The organism is Staphylococcus nepalensis (assembly GCF_002442935.1).
In the GTDB taxonomy this organism is placed as follows: Bacteria; Bacillota; Bacilli; order Staphylococcales; family Staphylococcaceae; genus Staphylococcus; species Staphylococcus nepalensis.
The window spans coordinates 1-12,889 of record NZ_CP017466.1; the positions used below are offsets into that span (position 1 = coordinate 1).

A 12,889-nucleotide genomic window follows, 5' to 3' on the forward strand; every position below is an offset into this window, starting at 1 on the left:
GTATACTATGAATTCTTGTAAGTTATCCACTTATACACATATAAGATGATTGTTTTTGTGGATAATTTATATCCTATTCACAGAGTTATTTACGATTTAGCAACATATTCACACCTATTTGACAGAGGTGATTGTTAAAAAGTATAATTATGTGGATAAGTTATCTAAATATTGATAAATAAAGGGTTATTTTATTAAAAAATATACAAAAACCCTGTGAGTAACTTATGTATATGATAAAGTTATCCACTGATTGTGTGTAAGTTGTGGATAATTATTAACAGCTTGTGATTATACTTATTCACACATGTTATTTTTGTGTATAACTTTTAAAATTTAGAAAGTTGGAGTTTGTTATTATGTCAGAACAAGAAATTTGGGAAAAAGTTTTAACATTGGCTCAAGAGAAAGTCAGCTATCCTAGCTATCAAACTTTCCTAAAAGATACAAAACTTTATTCATTACAAAATGATGAAGCTATCATAGTGATTGATGATCCTTTTGTAGCTAATTGGTTGAAAACACATTACGTTGAAATAGTACAATCTGCATTATATGAAGCTATTGGGCATGAAATCATGCCAGTTTTTTACTCTGAAGATGAATTAGAAAGTTTAAAATCTGAAGAGAAACAAAATAGCAATCAAAAATCTAATGAAAATGAAATAGACTTTGATACAGTCGATGTAGCAAGAATCGGCGATGAACAATTTAATACAAACAATACCTTTGAAACATTTGTCATTGGGCCTGGCAACAGATTCCCCCACGCTGCAAGTTTAGCCGTAGCAGAAGCACCTGCGCAAGCGTATAATCCACTTTTTATATATGGGGGTGTAGGGTTAGGAAAAACGCATCTAATGCATGCTATTGGTCATTATGTTTTAGATAATAACCCGAATGCTAAAGTTATTTATACATCAAGTGAAAAATTTACGAATGAGTTTATTAAATCAATTCGTGATAATAAAACTGAACGTTTTAGAGAAAAATACCGAAACATCGATGTGCTATTAATAGATGATATACAATTTATTCAAAACAAAGAACAAACTCAAGAAGAATTTTTCCATACTTTTAATGACTTACATCAAGCTAATAAGCAAATTGTTATTTCTAGTGATAGACCTCCAAAAGAAATTGCTAAATTAGAAGATCGTTTACGTTCTCGTTTTGAATGGGGGCTAATTGTGGACATAACGCCACCTGATTATGAAACAAGAATGGCAATTTTGCAGAAAAAAATTGGCGAAGAAAATATTAATATTCCTACTGAAGCGCTTACGTATATTGCAAATCAAATACAATCTAACATTCGTGAACTCGAGGGTGCGCTTACACGTGTATTAGCATTTTCAAAATTACAAGGACAACCAATCACAACTGAATTAACTGCTGCTGCTTTAAAAGATATTATTCAAGCACCTAAATCTAAAAAAATCACCATTCAAGATATTCAAAAAGTTGTTGGCGAATATTATAGTGTAAGAATTGAAGACTTTAGCGCGAAAAAACGTACAAAATCAATTGCCTATCCGCGCCAAATTGCTATGTACTTATCACGTGAATTAACTGATTTCTCCTTGCCTAAAATTGGGGAAGAATTTGGTGGCCGTGACCATACGACAGTGATTCATGCTCATGAAAAAATTGTGAAAGATATCAATAATGATCCAACCTTTAAACAAGAAGTTGAAAATTTAGAAAAAGAGATTAGAAACCAATAAAATCGACTGTACTATAACAGATTAAACGAATAAATTGGGAGATATAACAAATTGACGTATTGCTCTGATTTGTGGACAATGTGTAAAAGTAATACACACTGTGCACAAGTTATCCACAGTTATCAGCTGATGGCATACGTGAAATAATTTGAGTTATCCCCTAATCCACAAGCCCTACTACTATTACTACGGGTTTAAAACCTATATAATTATTATATAAACGACTGGAAGGAGTTTAAAAAATGGAATTTACAATTAGAAGAGATTATTTTATAAATCAATTAAATGATACACTAAAAGCAATCTCACCAAGAACAACATTACCTATACTCACTGGTATAAAAATTGAAGTTAAAAGCAATGAAGTGATACTCACTGGTTCAGATTCAGAAATCTCAATTGAAATCACTATTCCTAAACAAGTTGACGGAGAAGATATCATTGAAGTTGCTGAAACTGGTTCAGTTGTACTCCCTGGTCGTTTCTTTGTAGATATTATTAAAAAACTACCAGGAAAAGAAGTTAAATTATCAACGAATGAACAATTCCAAACTTTAATCACTTCTGGACATTCAGAATTTAACTTAAGTGGTTTAGACCCAGATCAATACCCGTTATTACCACAAGTTTCACGCGATGATGCAATTCAATTATCTGTGAAAGTCTTAAAAAACGTGATTGCACAAACTAATTTCGCTGTGTCCACCTCAGAAACACGCCCGGTACTAACGGGGGTTAACTGGCTTATACAGGATAATGAATTAATATGCACTGCTACTGACTCACACCGTTTGGCTGTGCGAAAAGTCGCTTTAGAAGATGCATCTGAAAACAAAAATGTCATCATTCCAGGTAAAGCCTTATCTGAATTAAATAAAATTATGTCAGACAATGAAGAAGAAATAGATATTTTCTTCGCATCAAACCAAGTTTTATTTAAAGTGGGTAATGTAAACTTTATTTCACGTCTATTAGAAGGTCATTATCCAGATACTTCACGTTTATTCCCAGAAAACTATGAAATCAAAATTGGTATAGATAATGGCGAATTTTACCATGCGATTGATCGTGCATCTTTATTAGCACGTGAAGGTGGAAATAATGTTATTAAATTAAGCACAGGTAGTGAATTAGTTGAATTATCTTCAACATCTCCAGAAATAGGTACTGTAAAAGAAGAAGTGAAAGCTAATAATGTTGATGGCGGTAACTTAAAAATTTCATTCAACTCTAAATATATGATGGATGCTTTAAAAGCGATCGATAATGATGAAGTAGAAGTTGAGTTCTTTGGCACGATGAAACCATTTATCTTAAAACCAAAAGACGATGACTCTGTTACGCAATTAATTTTACCGATCAGAACATATTAAAATCTTATAAGAAAGCGTAAGTATTATACTTTTCTAAAAAATTCTTTTTGTACATCAACGAGAATGGCTAAAAAAAGAATTATCAAGAATTAATCCTATAGAGGCAATGTATGATAGGCAAAAAGAGACCCAGATGGGTCTCTTTTTTATATGAAGAAGCTTGAGTTAAGTGAGTTTTATAATTTTTAGAAGTAATTCACCAAAATAAACCGTGTATATTAACAAAGCATATTTTAGTGCATTAAATATATTTAACTATCTACAAGCTATTTAGAGCTTTAATATAAGCATTTAGCAGTCTATTACGAACTTAGATGCCTAAAATTAATAAATGAGCTTAGAAACGCTTTAAAATGCAAAATGATAGATTAATGTAACAGTTTGCTATCGTTACACTTAAAAGTGATGATTTAATATATAGTTAATAAAATTGTTAATAATTAATTTTAAAGTTAGAATATTTTTCTAAAGAAATCGAATAATATGAATAAAAGTTTGTTATAATATATGAGTAATACGTTATTCTAAACACCTTTGTAAATAAATTTCAGAAATAAGTAAAAATAACACACAAGAAAACGCTTTCTAACTGTATTTTACATGAAATTTTTCTAAAAAAAAGGTATAATATATAGATGAGTTTAAAAGGAATGGAGTGATTGATTTGGTTGAAGAAGTAATTGTTGATGGAGACATTACTTTAGGGCAATTTCTAAAGACAGAAGGTATTATTGAGTCTGGCGGACAAGCGAAATGGTTCTTGCAAGATTTTGAAGTAATGATCAATGGTGAGCGTGAAACGCGTCGTGGTAAGAAGTTAAACCATCAAGATAACATCGAAATACCAGAAGTCGGTTCATTTTTGATTATACACCAAGGTGAAGAATGAAATTAAAGACACTCCAGTTAGACAATTACCGTAACTATGAGTCAATCACCTTAAATTGTCATCCTGAAGTCAATATATTGATTGGTGAAAACGCTCAGGGAAAGACAAATTTATTAGAATCTATATATACTTTAGCATTGGCAAAAAGCCATAGAACGTCAAATGACAAGGAATTGATACGTTTTGATAGTGACTATGCTAAAATAGAGGGTGAACTTAGTTATAGGTATGGTGAGATGCCTTTAACAATGTTTATAACTAAAAAGGGTAAACAAGTAAAAATCAATCACTTAGAGCAAAGTAGACTGACACAATATATTGGTCACTTAAATGTTGTCTTGTTTGCACCTGAAGATTTGAACATTGTCAAAGGGGCACCTCAAATAAGACGCAGATTTATAGATATGGAACTTGGGCAAATCTCAGCAGTCTATTTAAATGATTTGTCTCAGTACCAAAGAATTTTAAAACAAAAAAATAATTATTTGAAGCAATTGCAATACGGGCAAAAGACAGATAGCACTATGCTTGATGTCTTAAACCAACAATTTGCAGAATATGCACTCAAAGTTACACTCAGACGTGAACATTTTATTAAGGAACTTGAATCATTAGCAAAGCCTATCCATTCTGGTATTACTGACGAAAACGAAACACTGTCATTGGAGTATTTACCTAGCATCAAGCTAGATGGTGAAGAAAAAAGTGAGACAGAACGCTTAGAGGAAGTCTTAACTTTACTAGATGATAATAAAGATCGTGAAAAAGATAGAGGTGTATGTTTATTTGGGCCTCACAGAGATGATTTAGGTTTTAACGTAAATGGTATGGATGCACAAACTTACGGCTCACAAGGGCAACAAAGAACGACTGCTTTATCTATCAAGCTTGCGGAAATTGAGTTGATGAATATTGAAGTAGGCGAGTATCCCATTCTATTGCTAGACGATGTATTAAGTGAATTAGATGATTCACGTCAGTCTCATTTATTGAGCACAATTCAACATAAAGTGCAGACATTTGTGACTACAACATCGGTTGATGGCATTGATCATGAAATTATGAAAAACGCTAAACTTTATCGCATTAATAAAGGCGAAATTATAAAGTAACAGAAAGTGAAGGTGGAAGCATTGTCAGATGTGAACAACACGGAAGATTATGGTGCTGGTCAGATTCAGGTATTAGAAGGTCTTGAAGCGGTTCGTAAAAGACCAGGTATGTATATAGGCTCAACTTCAGAGAGAGGGCTACATCACTTAGTATGGGAAGTAGTCGACAATAGTATTGATGAAGCACTTGCAGGGTATGCTGACCAAATTGACGTCGTTATTGAAAAAGACAATTGGATTAAAGTAACAGACAACGGTCGTGGTATCCCTGTAGGCATACAAGAGAAAATGGGGCGTCCTGCTGTTGAAGTTATTTTAACTGTATTACACGCTGGTGGTAAATTCGGTGGTGGCGGTTATAAAGTTTCCGGCGGTCTCCACGGTGTAGGTTCTTCTGTAGTAAACGCGTTGTCTGAAGATTTAGAAGTGTATGTTTACAAAGATGAAAATATATATCATCAAGCATATAAAAAAGGTATACCTCAGTTTGACTTGAAAGTCATCGGAGAAACAGATGAAAACACTGGTACGACAATTCGTTTTAAAGCTGATCCTGAGATATTCACTGAAACAACGACATACAACTATGAAATATTGCAACAGCGTATTAGAGAGCTTGCATTTTTAAACAAAGGTATCTCAATCACATTAAGAGATGAACGTGAAGAGGAAACCCGCGAAGACACATATCACTATGAAGGTGGTATTAGATCTTACGTTGAAATGTTAAATGAAAATAAAGAACCTATCCATGAAGCGCCTATTTATGTACATCAATCAAAAGATGATATTGAAGTTGAAATTGCACTTCAATATAACAAAGGCTACGCTACAAACCTTTTAACATACGCTAATAACATCCACACGTATGAAGGTGGTACGCATGAAGAAGGTTTTAAACGTGCGCTTTCTCGAGTATTAAATAACTATGGGATTAATAGTAAAATTATGAAAGAAGATAAAGAAAGACTTTCAGGTGAAGATACACGTGAAGGTTTAACAGCTGTTGTTTCAATTAAACACAGTGACCCACAATTTGAAGGACAAACTAAAACAAAACTTGGTAACTCTGAAGTACGTCAAGTCGTAGACCGTATATTTTCTGAACTTTTTGAACGCTTCTTATACGAAAACCCGCAAGTGGGTCGCACAATAATAGAAAAAGGCATTATGGCATCCCAAGCGCGCCTTGCAGCTAAAAAAGCGCGTGAAGTGACACGCCGTAAGTCTGCTTTAGAAGTCTCTAGTTTACCTGGTAAACTAGCAGATTGTTCTAGTAAAGACCCTTCTCGCAGTGAAATATTTATTGTCGAGGGTGATTCTGCCGGGGGGTCTACTAAGTCTGGACGTGACTCGGAAACACAGGCAATTTTACCGTTACGTGGTAAGATATTAAACGTTGAAAAAGCACGATTAGATAGAATTTTAAACAATAATGAAATTCGTTCTATGATTACTGCTTTTGGTACTGGTATTGGTGGAGAATTTGATCTCAGTAAAGCACGTTACCATAAAATTATCTTGATGACGGATGCTGACGTAGACGGTGCGCATATTAGAACATTGTTATTAACATTCTTCTATCGCTTTATGAGACCATTAATTGAAGCAGGATACGTTTATATCGCACAACCACCATTATTCAAGTTGACACAAGGAAAACAAAAATACTATGTGTTTAATGAACGTGAGTTAGAAAAACTTAAAGGGCAATTAGACCCAAGTCCAAAATGGTCTATTGCACGTTACAAAGGTCTTGGTGAAATGAACGCCGATCAATTATGGGAGACTACAATGAACCCTGAGAATAGAGCGATGTTGCAAGTATCGTTAGATGATGCTATAGAAGCTGACCAAGTTTTCGAGATGTTAATGGGCGATGTTGTTGAGAATCGTAGACAGTTTATTGAAGATAATGCAGTCTATGCAAACTTAGATTTCTAAGACAATGAACTGAATTTTTGAAGGAGGATATCTTGATGGCTGAATTACCTGAATCAAGAATTAATGAACGAAATATAACAAATGAGATGCGTGAGTCGTTCCTAGATTATGCGATGAGCGTTATCGTCTCACGTGCGCTACCAGATGTTAGAGATGGTTTGAAACCAGTACATCGACGTATACTTTACGGCTTACACGAGCAAGGTATGACACCTGATAAATCATATAAGAAATCTGCACGTATTGTTGGGGACGTCATGGGTAAATATCACCCTCACGGAGACTCATCAATATACGAAGCCATGGTAAGAATGGCACAGGACTTCAGCTATCGATACCCTTTAATTGATGGCCAAGGTAACTTTGGTTCCATGGATGGCGATGGAGCAGCGGCAATGCGTTACACTGAAGCGCGCATGTCTAAAATCACACTTGAAATGCTGAGAGATATAAATAAAGATACGATTGATTTTGTTGATAACTACGATGGTAATGAAAGAGAGCCGTCAGTCTTACCATCCAGGTTCCCTAACTTACTAGTAAACGGTGCTTCAGGTATCGCGGTTGGTATGGCTACTAATATCCCACCACATAATTTAACTGAAGTTATAAATGGTGTATTAAGCTTAAGTTATAATCCGGATATTACTATTGCAGAGTTAATGGAAGATATTCAAGGACCGGATTTCCCTACAGCAGGTATCATTCTTGGTAGAAGTGGCGTACGTCGGGCGTTTGAAACTGGACGTGGTTCAGTCCAAATGCGTGCAAGAGCTGAGATTGAAGAACGTGGTGGCGGCCGTCAACGTATCGTTGTGACTGAGGTGCCTTACCAAGTCAATAAAGCACGTATGATTGAAAAAATCGCTGAATTAGCACGTGATAAGAAAATTGAAGGCATTACAGATTTACGTGATGAAACAAGTTTACGTACTGGTGTACGTGTGGTTATTGATATACGTAAAGATGCAAACGCGAGTGTTATATTAAATAACTTGTATAAACAAACGCCATTACAAACGTCCTTTGGCGTGAATATGATTGCTTTAGTGAATGGTAGGCCAAGATTAATTAACCTTAAAGAAGCATTAGTTGAATATCTTGAACATCAAAAAGTAGTCGTTAGAAGAAGAACAGAATACAACTTGAAAAAAGCACAAGACCGAGCTCATATCTTAGAAGGTTTGAGAATCGCTTTAGATCATATTGATGAAATTATTCGTGTGATTCGTGAATCTGACACTGATAAGGTTGCAATGGCAAACTTACAAGAACAATTCAAATTAACTGAACGACAAGCGCAAGCAATACTAGATATGCGTTTAAGACGTTTAACAGGTTTAGAAAGAGATAAAATTGAATCTGAATATAACGAATTAATTGCTTATATAGACGAGTTAAAAGCAATTCTTGCAGATGAAGAAAAATTATTACAACTTGTACGTGACGAATTAATTGATGTACGTGAACGTTTCGGTGATGAACGTAAGACGGAAATCCAATTGGGTGGTCTAGATAACATTGAAGATGAAGACCTTATACCAGAAGAACAAATTGTTATTACGTTAAGCCACAATAACTATATTAAGCGTCTACCAGTTTCAACATATAGAGCACAACATCGTGGTGGTCGTGGCGTACAAGGTATGCAAACGCTAGAAGAAGACTTTGTAAGTCAGCTTGTAACATTGAGCACCCATGATCATGTCCTATTCTTCACAAATAAAGGCAGAGTTTATAAACTAAAAGGATACGAAGTTCCTGAACTCTCGCGTCAGTCTAAAGGTATTCCAGTAGTCAATGCAATAGAACTCGATAATGACGAAACAATTAGCACAATGATTGCTGTTAAAGATTTAGAAAGTGAAGAAGATTATTTAGTGTTTGCAACATTGAATGGTATTGTTAAACGTTCAGCGTTAAGTAACTTCTCACATATTAACAAAAACGGTAAGATTGCTATTGGTTTCAAAGAGGACGATGAATTGATAGCAGTACGATTAACAGACGGGGATGAAGATATTCTCATCGGTACATCGCATGGTTCGCTCATCCGCTTTAATGAAACAGCATTACGTCCATTAGGGCGTACAGCTGCAGGTGTTAAAGGTATTACGCTCAGAGATGGCGATAGTGTCGTAGGACTAGACGTTACTAAAGCAGAAACAGATGACGAAATCCTTGTAGTAACAGAAAATGGTTACGGTAAACGTACGCCAGTAAGTGAATATCGTTTATCAAACCGTGGCGGTAAAGGAATTAAAACTGCAACAATCACAGAACGTAATGGTAAAGTAGTATGTATTACTTCAGTTGAAGGTAAAGAAGACTTGATGATTGTTACAAATGCAGGCGTCATTATCCGTATAGGCGTAGAAGATATTTCACAAAATGGCCGTGCTGCACAAGGTGTGAGATTGATTAAATTAAACGAAGATCAATTTGTTTCTACGGTAGCTAAAGTAGATGAAGAAGAAAAAGAAGCTGAAGAAAACGAGCTACAAGAAACAGATGATGAAGTAATTGAAAGTACTGATAATGCAAGTGAAAATCAACAATCAGAATCAGTAGTAAATGATCATTTATCAGAGGATATTGTCCACACAGAAACAGAAGATGAGGATGAAACAGATGAAGACGGTCGCCAAGAAGTAAGAGAAGACTTTATGGACCGTATCAACGAAGACATTGATAACGAAGATAATGATGAAACGTAAATTTAAATGATGTAATCCAAGAAATGAGCCTGAGGCATATATTGAAATGTCTCAGGCTCATATAATATTGGTAGCATATGACTAGGATTGAAAATATATATTTTCAACCCTAGTCATTTTAGTAAGGAGCGAGACAATGCATTCTTTTTAGAAAAATAGATTTTTGTCTCACTCTTTTTGTATTATTTAATTTTCTAATGATTTCATTGCATATGGAATTTCACTTATCAGTTGAGATGGCGGTACAACATACATTTTATCAGACAATGTTTCACCAATATAACTATGCGTATAAGTTGCACTTGTGACTGCTTCTTTGAGGTCATTGAATTGTCCCACAAAGCTTGTAATCATACCAGCAAGTGTATCGCCCATGCCACCTGTAGCCATTGCTGGCGTACCAATTGGAAGCTTGCATTCACTATCTTTAAAATAGATTTCAGTGCCGTGCATTTTTAACACAATTGTTGCGCCAATGTTATCAACCGCTTCACGATTACGTTCGTGAGTTTGTTCTTCTATTGGAATACCACTTAAACGTTCCCACTCTTTTTGATGGGGCGTAAAAATAACTTTACAGGTTGGAATATCTGGCTTCAATTTACTAAATATAGTGATTGCATCTCCGTCCACGATAAGTGTTTGATGTGGTTGGATATTTTGTAATAAGAACGTGATGGCATTGTTTCCTTTAAAATCACATCCTAACCCAGGCCCAATCAAGATACAATCTGTGTTTTCAATCATTTTAGTGAGCATTTTTGTATCATTGATGTCAATGACCATTGCTTCAGGGCAACGTGAATGTAACGCTGCATGGTTGGTTGGATGTGTAGCTACTGTGATTAAACCACTACCACTGTACACACAAGCACGTGCAGCAAGCATAATTGCCCCACCTAAGTTTGCGTTGCCTCCGATTAACAGAATTTTGCCATAATCCCCTTTATGTGTCTCGTCTTTACGCTTAGGAATACTTACGGATGAAATTGTTTCCAACATTGAAACCTCCTTTAGAGATATAAATTATGATCAATTTAGCTTATTTTAATGATTTGATTTTTTTATGAGTAAGTTTATTATTTTCGATAAAATAATACGTGGTTTTAAGCATTATCAAAGTGTAGTCTATTCTTATATTTACCCTAGTTACTTATTTTATAAATACAATGGAAAATATTATACCTGGTTTGCATTTTAGTCAATAGTTAGAAGTATTAAGCGTGGATTTGTTTTTAGAAAATATAAAATCACTTACTTTGCCTTATTAAAATACTAATTTAATACCATGTTACGGATATGCGTTAACCTATTGTCCTTAAAATTTTGTAAGCGTATACTCAAATTAATTGAAACACATTAAAAGCAAGGAGATGAAAATATGACATTGCAACTTAATGGAGAAAGTTTAACGATTAATAAAATAAAGGAATTACTATATCAAAGCGATGAAGTTAGTGTGACGGATGATGCATACCAGCGTGTAAAACAAAGCCGAGCAACCGTAGAGAAGATTATAGAGAATAAAGAAACGATTTATGGTATAACGACAGGATTCGGGTTATTCAGTGACGTACGGGTTGATGAAGGAGAATACAATCAATTACAAGTGAATTTAATTCGTTCGCATGCTTGTGGGATAGGAAAACCTTTTTCACAAGACGTTGCATTAGTGATGATGGTATTACGTCTAAATACATTACTTAAAGGTCATTCTGGTGTGACCGTCGATTTAGTAGATCAACTCATATACTTTATTAACAATAGAATCATTCCTATTATTCCTCAACAAGGATCACTGGGTGCTTCTGGAGATTTAGCGCCACTTTCACATCTAGCTTTAGCGCTAATCGGAGAAGGCAGCGTATATTATAAAAACGAGGAAGTAGACAGCCGGTATGTCTTAAATCTATTAAATCGTACCCCTTTAAGATTACAGGCTAAAGAAGGCTTAGCTTTAATTAATGGCACGCAAGCCATGACTGCTCAAGGTGTGATTAATTATATAGAAGCGGAATATATAGGTTATCAAGCAGAATGGATTGCTGCACTCACACATCAAGCATTAAATGGTATAACAGACGCATACCATGAAAACGTACATAAAGTACGTCATTTCAAAGAACAAATCGATGTTGCAGCACGTATGTTAGATTGGCTTGAAGGTTCAAAATTAACTACATCACAAGGAGACATTCGTGTACAAGACGCTTATACATTGCGTTGTATCCCACAAATACATGGCGCAAGCTTCCAGGTATTTAATTATGTGAAAGAAAAACTTGAATTTGAAATGAATGCAGCTAATGATAACCCATTAATATTTGATGAAGATGATGAAACGTTCGTTATTTCTGGCGGGAACTTTCACGGACAACCAATTGCTTTTGCACTGGATTTCTTAAAACTGGGTGTTAGCGAATTAGCTAATGTTTCAGAAAGAAGACTAGAAAGACTTGTTAATCCGCAATTAAACAATGGCTTGCCAGCATTCTTAAGCCCACAACCAGGACTACAAAGCGGTGCGATGATTATGCAATACGCAGCAGCGAGTTTGGTTTCAGAAAATAAGACACTTGCACATCCAGCGAGTGTAGATTCCATTCCATCATCAGCTAACCAAGAAGATCATGTGTCTATGGGAACAATTGCCTCTCGCCATGGCTATCAAATGATTGAAAATGCACGGCGTGTGCTAGCAATAGAAGCTATTATTGCACTTCAAGCAGTAGAATATAAAGATATTGAAAAATTATCACCTAAAACGTATGAAAAATATCAAGCTTTACGCAAGGTAGTACCCTCTATAACACAAGATCGACAATTTCATAAAGATATCGAAGCTGTTGCACAATATTTACTAGATCATGCTTATTCAAATGAAATTTAATTGTTTCAATGTCATCAGTCTTGAAAAATGGTGCGTTATTTGCTATATTTAAAACAACTCAATAAAGTTATTGTTCGTAGGATAAGTAGTGTTGAATCGTCTGATTTCAGAGAGCTTGTGGTTGGTGAGAACAAGCAATCAGTGTCAATATGAATCTACCTACTATAAAGAAGAACAATCGGATTTAACCGTTATTTTTGTGAAAGTGCAGTCTTTTTTGACTGTTAAATAGGGTGG

General features: G+C 34.9%; 8 protein-coding genes and 1 other annotated feature (1 of these 9 cut by a window edge). Of the genes, 7 read left to right on the top strand and 1 reads right to left on the bottom strand.

What is annotated here, in order from left to right:
- Positions 1-359: 359 nt before the first annotated feature.
- From dnaA to gyrA, 6 genes are all read left to right on the top strand, one after another.
- The gene (gene dnaA, locus BJG89_RS00005) at positions 360-1,727 is read left to right on the top strand and encodes a chromosomal replication initiator protein DnaA (RefSeq protein ID WP_096807940.1); all 1,368 of its coding nucleotides are present in this window, start codon (positions 360-362) and stop codon (positions 1,725-1,727) included.
- A 242-nt stretch (positions 1,728-1,969) separates the two neighbouring features.
- Entirely contained in the window at positions 1,970-3,100 is a 1,131-nt protein-coding gene (gene dnaN / locus BJG89_RS00010) for a DNA polymerase III subunit beta (protein ID WP_096807941.1), read from the top strand.
- A 655-nt stretch (positions 3,101-3,755) separates the two neighbouring features.
- Positions 3,756-3,989: a S4 domain-containing protein YaaA gene (yaaA, locus tag BJG89_RS00015; protein ID WP_174221760.1), complete on the top strand. Its 234-nt coding sequence runs from the start codon at positions 3,756-3,758 to the stop codon at positions 3,987-3,989.
- On the top strand, positions 3,986-5,101 hold the full coding sequence (recF, locus tag BJG89_RS00020; RefSeq protein WP_096807943.1) for a DNA replication/repair protein RecF: 1,116 nt from the start codon (positions 3,986-3,988) through the stop codon (positions 5,099-5,101). The genes yaaA and recF overlap by 4 nt, the downstream gene beginning before the upstream one ends.
- A gap of 12 nt (positions 5,102-5,113) precedes the next feature.
- Positions 5,114-7,045, top strand: coding sequence for a DNA topoisomerase (ATP-hydrolyzing) subunit B (gene gyrB, locus BJG89_RS00025; protein ID WP_174221775.1), 1,932 nt, complete (start codon positions 5,114-5,116; stop codon positions 7,043-7,045).
- A gap of 35 nt (positions 7,046-7,080) precedes the next feature.
- Positions 7,081-9,762 carry a DNA gyrase subunit A gene (gene gyrA / locus BJG89_RS00030; RefSeq protein ID WP_096807945.1) on the top strand — a complete coding sequence of 894 codons (2,682 nt, stop codon included), beginning with the start codon at positions 7,081-7,083 and terminating at the stop codon, positions 9,760-9,762.
- Between the two features lie 186 nt (positions 9,763-9,948).
- On the opposite strand, the gene BJG89_RS00035 is transcribed toward gyrA, so the two are convergent.
- Entirely contained in the window at positions 9,949-10,764 is an 816-nt protein-coding gene (locus BJG89_RS00035; RefSeq protein WP_318270733.1) for an NAD(P)H-hydrate dehydratase, read from the bottom strand.
- A 379-nt stretch (positions 10,765-11,143) separates the two neighbouring features.
- Here BJG89_RS00035 and hutH point away from each other — a divergent pair, with 379 nt between their 5' ends.
- Entirely contained in the window at positions 11,144-12,652 is a 1,509-nt protein-coding gene (hutH, locus tag BJG89_RS00040; protein WP_096807946.1) for a histidine ammonia-lyase, read from the top strand.
- 61 nt (positions 12,653-12,713) lie between these two features.
- Positions 12,714-12,889, top strand: a binding site (T-box leader); it runs 26 nt beyond the window's last position.

Bases quoted from the DNA above. Each gene is read 5' to 3' on its own strand.
- dnaA (WP_096807940.1), top strand. From the start codon at position 360: ATGTCAGAACAAGAAATTTGGGAAAAAGTTTTAACATTGGCTCAAGAG.
- BJG89_RS00035 (WP_318270733.1), bottom strand. From the start codon at position 10,764: ATGTTGGAAACAATTTCATCCGTAAGTATTCCTAAGCGTAAAGACGAG.
- recF (WP_096807943.1), top strand. From the start codon at position 3,986: ATGAAATTAAAGACACTCCAGTTAGACAATTACCGTAACTATGAGTCA.
- gyrA (WP_096807945.1), top strand. From the start codon at position 7,081: ATGGCTGAATTACCTGAATCAAGAATTAATGAACGAAATATAACAAAT.
- dnaN (WP_096807941.1), top strand. From the start codon at position 1,970: ATGGAATTTACAATTAGAAGAGATTATTTTATAAATCAATTAAATGAT.
- hutH (WP_096807946.1), top strand. From the start codon at position 11,144: ATGACATTGCAACTTAATGGAGAAAGTTTAACGATTAATAAAATAAAG.